The following is a 13,812-nucleotide window of genomic DNA, read 5'->3' on the forward strand; positions in this document are numbered from 1 at the left end:
GTTGGATTTTGTAGGAGTGAGTAACAATTATCCCTTGTCAGTCCTTCTTAAAAAAGAAGGGGGATAAGGGATTTTTGTATGATGGGTTTTTAAGTTTGAGGGAGAAGGTGAGGGGCAACAAATGTTACATCCGTATGAAATAAATCAGGATGGCCATTTAACGATTGGTGGTTTGGATACGGTAGAATTAGCGAAAAAATACGGTACCCCATTATTCGTTTATGATGTCAATAAAATACGTGAGAATGCAAGAGCGTTTGTCCGTACTTTTAAGGAACAAAACGTGAAAGCGCAAGTAGCTTATGCTAGCAAAGCATTTTCTTCGATAGCAATGATACAAGTTGCTAAGCAAGAAGGCCTAAGTTTAGATGTTGTATCGCAAGGTGAATTATATACAGCACTAGAAGCGGGTTTTCCGGTTGAAAAGATTCATATGCATGGCAATAATAAAAGTTTAGAAGAAATATCTATGGCAGTTGAGCATAATATTGGCTGTATTGTGGTAGATAATTTTTACGAAATCGATTTGCTAGCACATGTATTAAAAGAACACGGAAAAGAAATGGATGTCTTAATTCGTGTAACACCTGGAGTAGAAGCACATACACATGACTACATTTTAACAGGAAATGAAGATTCTAAATTTGGCTTTGACTTAGCAAACGGTCAAGCAGATCAAGCTTTACAAAAACTTTTGCAGATCGATGAGATCCATGTCAAAGGGTTACATTGTCATATTGGTTCGCAAATTTTTGAAACAGATGGCTTTACAATGGCTATTGAAAAATTATTTAGTGCACTGAAAAGCTTGAAAGAACGTCATGGATTTGAGTCAGAAGTACTGAATGTTGGTGGTGGTTTTGGAATTAAGTACATAGAGGAAGACAAGCCTTTACCACTAGAGGATTATGTAACATCATTAATTGATACAATCCGTAACCAAGTGAAAGTTTATGATATGACATTCCCAGAAATTTGGATTGAACCTGGTCGTTCTATTGTGGGAGATGCAGGAATTACTTTATATTCAGTAGGATCTATTAAGGAGATACCGAATGTTCGTAAATACGTATCAATTGATGGTGGAATGACGGATAACTTACGTCCGGCACTTTACGATGCTAAATATCATGCAGTCGTGGCTAATAATGTCAACGGTAGCGAGAAAGAAGAAATATCACTTGCTGGAAAATGTTGTGAATCAGGTGATATGCTAATTTGGGATATAGAGTTGCCAAAAGTTGATCAAAACGATATGATAGCTGTATTGTCCACTGGTGCTTACGGTTATTCAATGTCTAATCATTATAATCGTTTTCCAAAGGCTGCAGTTGTTTTTGTCGAAGATGGCAAAGATAAATTAGTAATAAAAAGAGAGTCATTTGAAGACATGGTCAAAAATGACCTATCATATGAGGAGGAATAAGAAAATGAAACAAGCAGTAATTGAATTTGAAAATGGAGAAAAAATTGTCATTGAATTATATGAGGAGGCTGCTCCAAATACAGTAGCAAACTTCGAAAAATTAGCAAACGATGAGTTCTATGATGGTGTTGTTTTCCACCGTGTAATCCCAGGATTCGTAGCACAAGGTGGAGACCCAACAGGTACTGGAATGGGTGGACCAGGATACACAATTAAATGTGAAACAGAAGGAAATCCTCACAAACATGTTGCTGGTTCGTTATCAATGGCACACGCTGGAAAAGATACAGGTGGTAGTCAATTCTTCTTAGTTCACGAACCACAACCACATCTAGATGGTGTTCACACAGTATTTGGTCAAGTAACGGAAGGAATGGATACTGTACTGCGCATTCGCCAAGGTGATGCAATGAAAAGCATTCGTGTAACAGAAGTTTAATTAATGATTATTTTTTAGTTAACTTGGCATTCGCTTTTTTGTTTTAGCGGATGCCTCCGTTTTCTATTGGGTTACACTATTAATTTAGTCGACAAAATGACTTTATCGTTAAGGTTTTATACTTCCCTAACGTATAAAAAAGATTGACATCCAAAAGGGAATATAATAAGGTAATTGAAGGGAAGCCTCGCTTTATGGGGTTGTTATTATTAGCTTGAATTTGTATTTTATTCCTTTAAAAAGGAAATAATGAAATAGTAACGACTTTTGGATGAAAACATAACATACTCTATAGATAATTGTTATGAATAATGAGGGGTTCAATATGTTAATTCGCTTTAAGAAAAGATTTGAAAAAATAGCTATGGGTTTACTTTCCTTTATGCCTGATGAGAAAGAAGTAACAAAGCTTCAAGATACAATTAAAGAGTATGAAACGAATGAAGATTGGCAACTGTTTCTCTGGAAAGAAACAGAAGATGTGTTAGGAGCAATTGGTGTAATATTGGATAATGAAACGAACATTGCTGTTGTGCAGCATATTACAGTTAATCCTTCACACCGAAACTTAGGGATTGGAAAGAAAATGGTTAATGCTCTTAAAGATTATTACGGTACTTCTTACAAGGTAATTGCAAATAAACAGACAGAAAGATTTCTAGAAAAATGTACTGAAAATCTAGAAAATTGCAATGAAGATACGGAAGCATAAAATCGTAAAGAACCTTTGCTAAAGACAGAGTAGCAAAGGTTCTTTTCAATAATAAATAAAGCTTATCGCCAATAATGACGATAAGCAGATTTTTCATTTTACAACCAAGTAGCACCAACAATTATTAAAAGAATGAACAAAACAACGATTAAGCTAAAACCACCGCCGTGTGAGTATCCCATTTTTCAACCTCCTAAAGTTAATTATCAATTATAAAAATTGATTTCTCAACATTAATGTATGCATTTTTCATCATATCGTATAGGCGCTTATACCGATAAGCCTATAAAACTGTTATTTTTATTGTAGGAGGAATGGAAATGCCTGATCACTATCAAGTGAAGTTAGATACTTTTGAAGGCCCGTTAGATTTGTTATTACACTTGATTAATAAGTATGAAATCGATATTTATGACATTCCTGTAAAAGAAATTACTGCTCAGTATATGGTGTATATACATACGATGCAGCAATTAGAACTTAATATTGCTAGTGAATATTTAGTAATGGCTGCCACGTTATTAGAAATCAAAAGTAAGCTATTATTACCTAATCCAACGGTAGAGATAGAAGAGGAGTATGAGGAAGATCCGAGGGAAGAGTTGATGCGACGTCTTATCGAATATCGTAAATATAAGGATGCTGCCGAACATCTGAAAGCAAGAGAAGTAGAGCAGAGCCAAGTACATACAAGGCCACCATTATTGATTGACCAAGAAGAAAGCCATCAGTTACCTGAAGGGTCGGCAAATATATATGATATGATTGAAGCGATAGGTAAGGTAATGGAAAGACAAAAATGGAATCGTCCAATAGAGACGTCTGTACAGAGACAAGAAATACCGATTGAGCAACGTATGGATGAGATTATGGATACAGTGAATGAAGTGAATCAGCCAATTTCCTTTTACCAACTCTTTCCTAATACAACGAGAACATATATTGTCGCAACATTTATCGCAATCTTAGAATTAATGAAGCAGAAGAAAATTGACTGTAAGCAGGAAAAACAGCTGGATGACTTAATTGTATTCCGCTACCAGTCTTCATGATTGATGGAGGTTTTAAAGTTGGATATTAATGAGATTAAGGCGATCATGGAAGGATTAATATTTGCAGCAGGGGATGAAGGTATCCAAAAGAAAGAACTACGTAAAGTCCTTGATTTAGATAAGGATATGGCAGAACATGTAATTAATGAATTAAAGTTCGAATATGAACATGCTAAGCGTGGCATTATGTTAATGGAATCACAACAAGTGCTATTTCTTACGACAAAACCTGAACATAGTGAATATTTCGCTAAATTTAAAGAAGCTAAAGTACAGTCTAAATTGTCTCAAGCTGCTTTAGAAACATTAGCAATCATCGCTTATTTACAGCCGATTACAAGGGCTGAAATTGAACAAATACGTGGAGTCAAAAGTGAACGTCCAGTACAAACACTTGTTTCAAGAGCGCTAATTGAAGAAGTTGGGCGTAAAGAAGGAGTAGGTAGACCAATATTATTCGGAACAACAGTAGAATTCCTAACTTATTTTGGTTTAAGCTCAATCGATGATTTACCACCATTACCCGAAGATATAAACGAAATCGATGTAGAACAAGAAGCAGACTTATTCTTTGATCGATTGCAAAATATAGAAGACTAAGGACTGCCTGCACAATCAGATACCTGATTATGCAGGCAGTTTTTTTATTTTCCTTTTTCACAGCCCAAAAGCGAGAGTCGTCATTGGGCAAGACTTTCTCCCGTTCTATTGAGGATAAGTGCTGGCATAAGCTCCGACAAAACACTACGCTTTCCGCGGGTACGGCTTCAGCTAACTTTGGAAAGAAAACCATTTTCCAAAGTGGATCTTCAGCTCGTACTTTCCCGCAGGAGTCTTCGTGTTTTGTCTCCGCTATATGATGTATTCTACTGTTCGTTAGTGGAAATATGTTAGAATCATTTCCCGAGTAGGAACTTGCTATTTAGATGCGGCATGGATATCTCTTCCCTTAGTACATGCGATCATCTTGTTCTATGGGCATAGAAAACACTATGAAAGCGGTCTTTGCTTGAATAGATGTTGCACTTGTGCCCCGAGGGTGAACGTGGAGTATTCTAACGTATCTACTATCCATCCATCAGAATAAGTGAGCGTATTTCATCGAGTAGCTAACATGAGTCACCATCGACTCTCGCTTTTGGACTGCGTAAATAAGTGTATAGTCTCCTTTATTTTAAATTTTATGGCTATCTTGTGTTTTTTAACGATCATTCTAGTCATATGCACTGCTTGTCTGCATACAATGTTACAAACGTATTTGTAAAGTGAGATGAGGTGTATAATGCGACAGGTTATTTGTAGTATATGTGCGATACTAGTCTTCTTTTTGTTTCAACAACCCACTATTAAAGCGAATATGGAAGTATCAGCAGAAAGCGCTATTTTGATGGACCAAAGTTCAGGGAGAGTTTTATATGAGAAAAATGCAGATAATCCTACATTAATTGCTAGTATTACGAAAATATTAACGGCGATTATTGCTATTGAATCAAAGAAATTAGATGAATATGTATCGATTTCTAATAATGCTGTATCCGTAGAAGGCTCATCCATTTACTTACAAACAACAGATAAAATAACCTTAGAAGACCTAGTGTATGGGCTTATGTTAAGATCAGGGAATGATGCTGCTGTTGCAATTAGTGAACATGTTGCTGGTAGTGAAGAAGGTTTTGCTTATTTGATGAATGAGAAAGCAAGGTGGATTGGCATGACAAATAGCTATTTTGACAATCCGCATGGGCTAGATTCTAAGACACATTATTCAACTGCTTATGATATGGCGCTTTTAACAAAGTATGCAATGGAAAATGAAATATTTAGAGAAATATCATCGACTTCTTCTTATCAGTCAAGTGCAAGAGATTATCCGTGGGTGAATAAAAACAAATTGCTGACACAATTATATCAATATAGTACTGGCGGTAAAACTGGATATACAAAAGCAGCCGGTAGAACACTTGTCTCAACGGCTGAAAAAGATGGACAAACATTAATTGTAGTGACATTAAATGCACCTAATGATTGGCAGGATCATATGAATTTATTTGAATGGGGTTTTGAACAGTTTCCATTAAAAAAATTACAAGATAGCCAGCAATTAACGTTAAAAATAAATGAGGAAACATCCATTACTGCTGAAATGAACGAAGCGGTCTATTATCCATTAGCAGAAACAGAAGTAGCCCATGTCAGCTACAAAAATTATGTAGATGCCTCTACATCAGATTCTATGATCGGAAAGCGTGTTTTTTATTTAGAAGATGAGCCAATCTCTCATGCCTCACTATACCGTGTTTCTGCAGAAAATGTAGAGCAAGATAATTTTTGGTCATCGGTCGAACAGAGCTGGAAGAGATTGTTTGGTGATACACGTGATTAATATCATTTGGGCCTTGATGGCAATTATAGGAATTATATATGCTATGTTTAATGGAACAATGGAGCAAGTAAATGAAGCGTTGTTCAGTGGAGCGAGCGAAGCAGTTACACTAGTGATTAGTTTATCAAGTGTGTTAATTTTCTGGTTAGGAATGATGAGAATAGCAGAAAGAGCGGGAATCTTGAAGGGGTTTGCGCGGATTTGTAGACCAGTTGTCAAACGATTGTTTCCAGAAATACCTGATGGTCATCCAGCGATGGGATATATATTGGCGAACTTTTCGGCAAATTTATTCGGATTGGGTAATGCAGCAACACCAATGGGGATTAAAGCAATGGAAGAAATGAAGAAAATTAGTCAATCTGATCGCGCAACAAATTCGATGATTACTTTTCTAGTCATTAATACTTCGAGTATCACCCTTGTACCAACGACAGTTATTGCAATTCGAATGCAATACGGTTCAGCTGCTCCGACAGAAATTGTTGCAAGTACCATTCTAGCGACAATGATTACGACTATTACTGCCATTACAATTGATCGGTTACTGCAAAAAAGTAGATGAATAGTAATCATTGTCACATTTATCATGGTGCAAAAGTCCATAACTTCCTGCTTCAAGGTTCTCGTTGTAACAAGGAAGTTGTGGACGCTAACACCCTGAAAAGCGTAGGTAACAATTAGCGGAAAGGAGTTTCATAATGATAGAAGCAATGACGGTGATCAGTATTTGGTTAATTCCTATAACAGTAATGTTTATTTTGATCGTCGCTATTATTAAGAAGGTACCTGCATATGAAGTATTTGTGGAAGGTGGGAAAGAAGGCTTAAAAATGTCGATTTCTCTTCTTCCTTTTTTGTTAGGCATGCTTGTCGCCATTGCGATCTTAAGAAGTTCGGGTGCATTAGATGCTTTTATAGGATTGATTCAACCACTTTTATTGAAAGTCGGATTTCCCGCAGAGATTGCACCATTAGCTATACTACGTCCTATTTCAGGTACTGCAGCTTTAAGTGTTACCACTGAAATGATTCAAACGTATGGCCCAGACTCATTTTTAGGTAGGCTGGCTTCTACAATGCAAGGTAGCACCGACACAACACTCTATATATTGACCGTGTATTTTGGTGCAGTAGGGATAAAAAAAATGGGAGCTGCTTTAAAAGTTGGACTGATAGCAGATTTTATTGGTATAATAGTTTCAGTAATCATTGTTTCCTGGTTATTTTTGTAGTAGTACTTTATGAAAGGTGCTACTTGTTTTCTTGTGTATCAACAATGCACAAACGATAAGAGAAACTGTTGCAATCAAATAAAAACTAGGTGAATGCTAAAGTTTTCTAATGAACAATAAAAATGATAGGCTAAACAAGAACAATACAAACTTTGAAAAGAAAGTGTGAGGAATACAAAATGGAACGACTGCAGAAAGTAATTGCTAAAAGTGGTATCACATCCCGAAGGAAAGCAGAAAAATTAATAGTAGATGGACTTGTCGAAGTAAATGGAAAAGTAGTGACAGAATTAGGCACGAAAGTATCGGAGCAAGACGAAGTGAAAGTAGAAGGAGTTCCGATTGAAAAGGAAAAATTATTATATTTTGTACTATATAAACCACGTGGCGTTATTACTACTGTTTCAGATGAGAAAGATCGGAAGACTGTAGTAGATTTCTTTGAAGATTATAATGAAAGGTTATATCCGGTAGGAAGACTCGACTATGATACGTCTGGTTTAGTAATTATGACAAATGATGGTGAGTTCACCAACTTATTATTACATCCAAGTCATCAAATTAATAAAGAATATGTCGTTAAAATAGAAGGAATACCGAGTAAAGAGAAATTACAATTATTCAAGAAAGGAATTCGTTCAGACGGTGATATTCTAAAAGCGAAATATGTGAAGGTAATGTCAACAGATCGTAAAAAAAATACGGCGATCGTCAGAGTGGTGTTACACCAAGGTAAAAACCGTCAAATAAGAAGAATGTTTGAAGCTATCGGTACACCAGTACAAAAGTTGAAACGAGAAAAATTTGGTTTTCTAACATTAGATGGATTAACCGCTGGAGAACATCGTCAACTAACACCTGAAGAAGTAGCAGAACTTAAAAAGCTAGCAAGGTAATTGTTAAAGTTTTGTCACAATTAGATGTGTCAAAGATGGTACAATGATCGAAGGGAAAGGGTATCTATGAATAAGATTGAACACGCTAAACAAATGAAGCAATCTAAAAAGAGAAATCGCTTTATTTTTCGATCTGTTATATTACTAATTCTTTTTGGTGCATTAGTTTTTGCTGTCGTTTCTAATATAACAGCAGAAGAGAATGCGAAGATTGATATACATGATAGGGCACCGGATTTTCAGCTAGAACGAATTGCAAATATGGATGATACAAATGATTCTACATTACGCCTTTCTGACTTAGAGGGGAAAGGTGTAATGCTAAACTTTTGGGCAACATATTGCGAGCCTTGTAAAAAAGAAATGCCTTATATGGAACAGTTATACCCAATCTATCAAGAGCAGGGCGTAGAGATGGTGGCTGTCAGTGTAGATTTAACAGAATTAGTTGTAGACAGGTTTGTAGACCAGTATCAATTAACGTTCCCTATATTGCATGATAAGAAAAGTCAAGTGTTAGATGCATATGGCATCAAACCTTTACCGACTACCTATTTTATTGACGAAAACGGTATCGTCGTTGAGCGCGTATTAGGTGAACTTTCATTAGATCGTTTGGAAGGTTATTTACAACAGATTGTACCTGAGGAAACGTGAGGGATTTCTTATGAACACAATAAAATGTACGACATGTGGTCACGAGAACGAAAAGGGGACCACTATTTGCAAAAAATGTGGAAAGCCGTTAGATAATGACAAACAAGGAACTCTATTAAACATGCGCTATGATGGTAGCGCTATACGCTCTAAAACTAGAAATCGCTCTATTGTAGATAAGATTTGGCGATTCTTTTCATCTGTTAAAGTAGGAGTAATACTAATTGCGATAGCTTTAGTCGCTTCGGCAATTGGCACAATTTATCCGCAAGAGATGTATATACCAAGCAACGTTGATCCTGCCGATCATTACCGCGAACAGTATGGAATAACTGGTCAAATATATTATCAGCTTGGGTTCCATAACTTATATAGCTCATGGTGGTATATGATTTTAATAGCATTGATTGGTATATCTATATTTATTGTGAGTATTGATCGAGGTGTTCCGTTATATAGAGCACTCAAGAATCAGCCGATTAAGCGTCATTCAAATTTTTTGAAAAGACAAAAACTTTATAATGAATACAAGGCATATTCGGAAGATGATAAGGTTAGATTGCTAGATAACCTAAAAAAACGAAGGTACAAACTAACTGAAAAGGATGGTCATATACTAGCGGAAAAAGGTAGATTCTCTAGATGGGGGCCATACGTCAATCATTTAGGGTTAATTATATTTTTAGTTGGTACATTACTAAGGTTTATTCCGCTTATGTATGTCGATGATTTCGTTTGGGTACGTGAAGGGGAGACGACTGTTATCCCTAGTACAAACCAGCAATTTTACATAAAAAATGAAGAGTTTATTTTAGATATATATGGTGATGAAGAGGAAGACGAAATCTTTGTGGATGCACTGCAGAATACGGAAGCACCAGTGCCTAAACATTTTGAAACAAGAGCGATTATCTACGAAGACGTATCAAAAGATGTTATAGGAGCAGAACCTGAGTTAAAAGAAGTACAACGCGGTGAAATTATTGTTAATGCTCCAGTGGAAATAAATGGTTTATCTCTTTACCAAAATAGCTATCAATTGAATGAGTTTCAGACAATGTCTTTTACCCTTCGAGATATAGAGGATGACGATACAGATATTGTCGAGTTTACGGTTGATTTGACTGAGCCTGAAAGTGATTATCGTTTTGATAATGGATTTCACATAGAGTTACATAGATATTATCCTGAATATGAGTTAGTGGATGGTGAGCCTACATCTATTTCTAATTACCCTCGTAATCCAGGTTTTGTCTTTTTCGTCACACCACCTGAGAGTGAAGAAAGTGAAGCGAGCTTTCTGGCAATAGGTCAAAATATACCATCAGGGGACAATCAATACAAGCTACATTTAGCTGATTTTACTGTTCGCGATGTAAGTGGCTTAAAAATTAGAAAAGACTTAACATTACCGGTTATAGGTTTAGGTGCATTTATTTTTATGATCGGGGTTATTCAAGGGATGTATTGGCAACATCGTCGAATTTGGATTCATCCAAATGAACAAAGTCTATTAATAGCAGGTCATACTAATAAAAATTGGTATGGCATGACAAAGGAATTTGAGAAAGCGATAGACGGTACACAATTTACTATATTACAAGATCAAGAACAAAAGAAGGATGAATAACAACGGACTATTTTCGCGAATCCGGGGAGGAGAAAGTTGATGGATTTACTGACAGTAAGTAATGGATTGTTATATACAGCTTTTATTATTTATCTAATAGCAGTAGTACTTTTTGCGGCCACGATTAAAGATAAACAAGAAGAAAAAAAGTTTACTTTGTTAAACAAAGTAGCAATTAGTGTTACTATATTAGGATTCATTGCTCAAGCTGGCTATTTTATTACACGGTGGTTAGTGAGTGGACATGCTCCTGTAAGTAATATGTTTGAGTTTGTAACCTTTTTTGGTATGATGCTTGTGCTGGCATTTATTATTCTTTACTTTATGTATCGCATTGAATTGTTGGGATTGTTTGCTTTACCAATTGCGTTACTTGTCATTGGTTATGCAAGTATGTTTCCAACAGAACTGTCGCCACTAGTGCCTTCACTAAAAAGTCACTGGCTATATATTCATGTTACAACCGTTGCGCTTGGTGAAGCGATATTAGCAGTAAGTTTTGTTGCTGGAATCATTTATTTAATTCATCAAATTGATCAAAAGACATCTTCTGCTAAAACGATGTGGCTGGAATTAGTTATGTATTCGGTGTTTGCGACAATCGGTTTTGTACTAGTGACATCTGTTTTCTCCGTATTGGACTATCACGCAAGTTTTTCTTACGAAGTCAATGGTGAAGAAGCGATACTAGATTATCATTTACCTCCATTGTTTGGCCCGGCAGATGGTGAGCTATTAACGGAAGATAGTATGGATGCTGTAATGGTAACTCCTGGTTGGATGCATGGAGCTGAGGCTCCGCGTAAATTAAATACATTAGTTTGGTCACTTGCTGTAGGGTTTGTTTTGTATCAATTGACAAGACTTGCTTTAAGGAAACGAGTGGCAGCGGCTATCCAACCATTACTGAAAAAAGCGAATCCAGAATTACTCGATGAAGTCTGTTATCGAGCGGTCGCTATCGGTTTTCCGGTATTTTCATTAGGTGGGTTGATTTTTGCAGCTATTTGGGCTCAAGAAGCATGGGATCGATACTGGGGATGGGATCCGAAAGAAGTTTGGGCATTGATTACATTTTTTTTCTATGCTATTTTCTTGCATCTCCGTCTTTCAAGAGGTTGGCACGGAGAGCGTTCGGCTTGGCTTGCAGTAGTAGGCTTTGCTATTATTATGTTTAATTTAATTGTAGTAAACCTAGTTTTAGCAGGCTTACATTCCTATGCATAATGGAAAAGAAGATACGCTATTTGTTTCTTAAGCATTTTCCTTATATACTTATAGTGAGAACGGGGGGAATATGATGGAGCAAGAGATAAAGAAAATTCTTGTCGTCGACGATGAAGAGAGAATTCGAAGGTTGCTGAAAATGTATTTGGAACGTGAAGGTTTTGAAATTGAAGAAGCAGAAAATGGTGACGAGGCATTAGCACTAGCGTTAAATGAAGATTATGAAATGATTCTATTAGATGTTATGATGCCTGGAAAAGATGGAGTAGAAGTGTGTAAGGAACTTAGAGAGAAAAAGTCGACACCAGTTATTATGCTTACTGCTAAAGGTGAAGAATTAAATAGAATTCAAGGCTTTGAAGCAGGGACAGACGATTATATCGTAAAACCGTTTAGCCCTCGCGAAGTGGTATTACGAGTGAAGGCTCTTTTACGCAGGTCTACTAATGTCCAATCAGCTAACACATCAGCACATTCAAAGGATCAACTAGAATTTCCTCACTTATTGATTGATAATGATGCACATCGTGTTCTAGCAGATAATGTGGAAGTAAATTTAACACCGAAGGAATATGAGCTTTTGTTATTTCTCGCTAAATCACCAGATAAAGTATTTGAACGAGAAGAATTACTAAAAGAAGTATGGAAGTATGAGTTCTTTGGTGACTTAAGGACAGTTGACACACATGTAAAACGATTGAGAGAAAAGCTAAGTAAAGTATCTCCAGAGGCATCGAAATTAATCGTCACCGTATGGGGAGTCGGTTACAAATTTGAAGTAACCCAAAGTTAATCAGACCAAGCATATATTATTGAGAAGCTTAGAAATGAATGGTATGTGTATGTAAAGTGCTATCAAAGACAGAATATGTCTAACCTACAAGGGAAAGACGATGATATTCTGTCTTTGTGTTATACTCTCATAGTATAGTACATAAGGAGGAATATCAGAGATGAAGAAGTTAACTACAATTTTTATCGTGACAATTGTAGCGATTGTATTGTCTGCTTGTAGTAATGACCAAGCAGGGGCAAGCGAAATAACAATTACATTAGAAATTAATGATTTAACGAGTGAAACAGTTATTAGTGATGAAGAATTACAGGTAGTAGAAAACACAACGGTTTTATCTATTTTGGAAGAACATCATGATGTTGAAGTCCAAGATGGTGGGCTCCTCACGGCTATTGATGGCTATGAACGAGACACTACTAAAAATATTCATTGGTTATATGAAGTGAATGGTGAGATGGTAAGCGTCGGTGCTAATGAGTATCAAGTAAAAGATAATGATCATATTACATTTGATTTGCAAAAACTAGATTGAAATCATGAATACGAATAAGCTTACACGTATAGCGTTGTTAGCAGCAATATGTGTTGTTGGTCGACTAACATTTCAATTTATCCCGAATATTCAGCCGGTAACTGCGATTATCATTATTACTGCGTCGATAATGGGGATATTTCCTGCTATTTGCCTTGCTATCATTACAACGTATATAACGAATCTCTTTTTAGGGATGGGAATATGGACCATTTGGCAGATGATTGCTTGGTCAGTAGTTGGTATTATTGCTGCGCTAATAGGGAAACTAGCAATGAAACATCCGTTTTCATGGTTAATTGTATTTGCGTTTATATCAGCTTTTCTTTACGGACTGATTGTTAATATTGGGACGTTTACATTTGCGGGTAATTTTTTGGCTTATTATCTAGCAGGCCTATCATTTGACTTTGCCCATGCAGTAGGTAATGTCATTTTTATGGCTATTTTATATCCAGTTCTGACAAAAGTATTTAAAAATCATTAGTTATCAGTCCCGATAACTAATGATTTTTATTACGGTCGCTAAGCTTACTGATTGAAGTCTCGCTTTATTACTTTCACTGATTCCGTTGGACAGCTTTCATGAGCATCTAATACATCTTCCTCTAATTCTTCTGGTACAATCATTTCCCCTTTGTTATCATCTAGTATGCTATAGGCAACACCTTCATCATCATAATCAAAAACTTCAGGGGCTGTTGCTCCACATACACCGCATGCAATACACGTTTCTTTATCTATCCATGTATATAATGGCATGAGTTGCCACATCCTTTTCGTTAATTCTTGTATTAATAAGATTATCAAATAGAAAAGTAAGTTAC

The 13,812-nt window shown here is 36.2% G+C and carries 17 protein-coding genes; 15 read left to right on the plus strand and 2 right to left on the minus strand.

The window, feature by feature from the left end:
• Window positions 1-121 precede the first annotated feature (121 nt).
• From lysA to SH601_RS08760, 3 genes are all read left to right on the plus strand, one after another.
• Window positions 122-1,426 carry a diaminopimelate decarboxylase gene (lysA, locus tag SH601_RS08750; RefSeq protein ID WP_319957910.1) on the plus strand — a complete coding sequence of 435 codons (1,305 nt, stop codon included), beginning with the start codon at window positions 122-124 and terminating at the stop codon, window positions 1,424-1,426.
• Window positions 1,427-1,430: 4 nt separating this feature from the next.
• Window positions 1,431-1,865, plus strand: a complete 435-nt coding sequence (locus SH601_RS08755; protein ID WP_319957911.1) for a peptidylprolyl isomerase — start codon at window positions 1,431-1,433, stop codon at window positions 1,863-1,865.
• Between the two features lie 325 nt (window positions 1,866-2,190).
• The gene (locus SH601_RS08760; protein ID WP_319957912.1) at window positions 2,191-2,577 is read left to right on the plus strand and encodes a GNAT family N-acetyltransferase; all 387 of its coding nucleotides are present in this window, start codon (window positions 2,191-2,193) and stop codon (window positions 2,575-2,577) included.
• A 98-nt stretch (window positions 2,578-2,675) separates the two neighbouring features.
• Here SH601_RS08760 and SH601_RS08765 read toward each other — a convergent pair whose 3' ends face one another.
• Window positions 2,676-2,759: a YjcZ family sporulation protein gene (locus SH601_RS08765; RefSeq protein WP_319958130.1), complete on the minus strand. Its 84-nt coding sequence runs from the start codon at window positions 2,757-2,759 to the stop codon at window positions 2,676-2,678.
• Between the two features lie 138 nt (window positions 2,760-2,897).
• On the opposite strand from SH601_RS08765, the gene SH601_RS08770 reads away from it, so the two are divergent.
• The 12 genes from SH601_RS08770 to SH601_RS08825 all read left to right on the plus strand — a co-directional run bounded on the left by SH601_RS08770 (window position 2,898) and on the right by SH601_RS08825 (window position 13,472).
• Window positions 2,898-3,629, plus strand: a complete 732-nt coding sequence (locus SH601_RS08770) for a segregation/condensation protein A (RefSeq protein ID WP_319957913.1) — start codon at window positions 2,898-2,900, stop codon at window positions 3,627-3,629.
• 18 nt (window positions 3,630-3,647) lie between these two features.
• Window positions 3,648-4,229, plus strand: coding sequence for an SMC-Scp complex subunit ScpB (gene scpB / locus SH601_RS08775; protein WP_319957914.1), 582 nt, complete (start codon window positions 3,648-3,650; stop codon window positions 4,227-4,229).
• 682 nt (window positions 4,230-4,911) lie between these two features.
• Window positions 4,912-6,012 carry a D-alanyl-D-alanine carboxypeptidase family protein gene (locus SH601_RS08780; protein ID WP_319957915.1) on the plus strand — a complete coding sequence of 367 codons (1,101 nt, stop codon included), beginning with the start codon at window positions 4,912-4,914 and terminating at the stop codon, window positions 6,010-6,012.
• Complete coding sequence (locus SH601_RS08785) at window positions 6,005-6,577, plus strand: nucleoside recognition domain-containing protein (RefSeq protein WP_319958131.1); 573 nt, start codon at window positions 6,005-6,007, stop codon at window positions 6,575-6,577. The genes SH601_RS08780 and SH601_RS08785 overlap by 8 nt, the downstream gene beginning before the upstream one ends.
• A gap of 136 nt (window positions 6,578-6,713) precedes the next feature.
• Window positions 6,714-7,247: a spore maturation protein gene (locus SH601_RS08790; protein ID WP_319957916.1), complete on the plus strand. Its 534-nt coding sequence runs from the start codon at window positions 6,714-6,716 to the stop codon at window positions 7,245-7,247.
• A gap of 179 nt (window positions 7,248-7,426) precedes the next feature.
• On the plus strand, window positions 7,427-8,143 hold the full coding sequence (locus SH601_RS08795) for a pseudouridine synthase (protein ID WP_319957917.1): 717 nt from the start codon (window positions 7,427-7,429) through the stop codon (window positions 8,141-8,143).
• Between the two features lie 66 nt (window positions 8,144-8,209).
• A complete protein-coding gene (gene resA, locus SH601_RS08800; RefSeq protein ID WP_319957918.1) occupies window positions 8,210-8,800 on the plus strand; it encodes a thiol-disulfide oxidoreductase ResA in 591 nt (196 codons plus the stop codon).
• Between the two features lie 10 nt (window positions 8,801-8,810).
• Entirely contained in the window at window positions 8,811-10,430 is a 1,620-nt protein-coding gene (locus SH601_RS08805; protein ID WP_319957919.1) for a cytochrome c biogenesis protein, read from the plus strand.
• 39 nt (window positions 10,431-10,469) lie between these two features.
• Complete coding sequence (gene ccsB, locus SH601_RS08810) at window positions 10,470-11,657, plus strand: c-type cytochrome biogenesis protein CcsB (protein WP_319957920.1); 1,188 nt, start codon at window positions 10,470-10,472, stop codon at window positions 11,655-11,657.
• A gap of 73 nt (window positions 11,658-11,730) precedes the next feature.
• A complete protein-coding gene (locus SH601_RS08815; protein WP_319957921.1) occupies window positions 11,731-12,450 on the plus strand; it encodes a response regulator transcription factor in 720 nt (239 codons plus the stop codon).
• Between the two features lie 160 nt (window positions 12,451-12,610).
• Window positions 12,611-12,985 (plus strand): DUF4430 domain-containing protein, encoded by a 375-nt coding sequence (locus SH601_RS08820; protein ID WP_319957922.1) that lies wholly within the window; start codon window positions 12,611-12,613, stop codon window positions 12,983-12,985.
• A 4-nt stretch (window positions 12,986-12,989) separates the two neighbouring features.
• Entirely contained in the window at window positions 12,990-13,472 is a 483-nt protein-coding gene (locus SH601_RS08825) for an ECF transporter S component (RefSeq protein WP_319957923.1), read from the plus strand.
• Window positions 13,473-13,516: 44 nt separating this feature from the next.
• Here SH601_RS08825 and SH601_RS08830 read toward each other — a convergent pair whose 3' ends face one another.
• On the minus strand, window positions 13,517-13,747 hold the full coding sequence (locus tag SH601_RS08830) for a ferredoxin (RefSeq protein WP_319957924.1): 231 nt from the start codon (window positions 13,745-13,747) through the stop codon (window positions 13,517-13,519).
• Window positions 13,748-13,812 lie beyond the last annotated feature (65 nt).

This window comes from Gracilibacillus pellucidus (genome assembly GCF_033949965.1).
GTDB classification, from domain to species: Bacteria; Bacillota; Bacilli; order Bacillales; family Amphibacillaceae; genus Gracilibacillus; species Gracilibacillus pellucidus.

Bases quoted from the DNA above. Each gene is read 5' to 3' on its own strand.
- lysA (WP_319957910.1), top strand. From the start codon at position 122: ATGTTACATCCGTATGAAATAAATCAGGATGGCCATTTAACGATTGGT.
- SH601_RS08755 (WP_319957911.1), top strand. From the start codon at position 1,431: ATGAAACAAGCAGTAATTGAATTTGAAAATGGAGAAAAAATTGTCATT.
- SH601_RS08760 (WP_319957912.1), top strand. From the start codon at position 2,191: ATGTTAATTCGCTTTAAGAAAAGATTTGAAAAAATAGCTATGGGTTTA.
- SH601_RS08765 (WP_319958130.1), bottom strand. From the start codon at position 2,759: ATGGGATACTCACACGGCGGTGGTTTTAGCTTAATCGTTGTTTTGTTC.
- SH601_RS08770 (WP_319957913.1), top strand. From the start codon at position 2,898: ATGCCTGATCACTATCAAGTGAAGTTAGATACTTTTGAAGGCCCGTTA.
- SH601_RS08780 (WP_319957915.1), top strand. From the start codon at position 4,912: ATGCGACAGGTTATTTGTAGTATATGTGCGATACTAGTCTTCTTTTTG.
- SH601_RS08790 (WP_319957916.1), top strand. From the start codon at position 6,714: ATGATAGAAGCAATGACGGTGATCAGTATTTGGTTAATTCCTATAACA.
- SH601_RS08795 (WP_319957917.1), top strand. From the start codon at position 7,427: ATGGAACGACTGCAGAAAGTAATTGCTAAAAGTGGTATCACATCCCGA.
- resA (WP_319957918.1), top strand. From the start codon at position 8,210: ATGAATAAGATTGAACACGCTAAACAAATGAAGCAATCTAAAAAGAGA.
- SH601_RS08805 (WP_319957919.1), top strand. From the start codon at position 8,811: ATGAACACAATAAAATGTACGACATGTGGTCACGAGAACGAAAAGGGG.
- ccsB (WP_319957920.1), top strand. From the start codon at position 10,470: ATGGATTTACTGACAGTAAGTAATGGATTGTTATATACAGCTTTTATT.
- SH601_RS08815 (WP_319957921.1), top strand. From the start codon at position 11,731: ATGGAGCAAGAGATAAAGAAAATTCTTGTCGTCGACGATGAAGAGAGA.
- SH601_RS08820 (WP_319957922.1), top strand. From the start codon at position 12,611: ATGAAGAAGTTAACTACAATTTTTATCGTGACAATTGTAGCGATTGTA.
- SH601_RS08825 (WP_319957923.1), top strand. From the start codon at position 12,990: ATGAATACGAATAAGCTTACACGTATAGCGTTGTTAGCAGCAATATGT.
- SH601_RS08830 (WP_319957924.1), bottom strand. From the start codon at position 13,747: ATGCCATTATATACATGGATAGATAAAGAAACGTGTATTGCATGCGGT.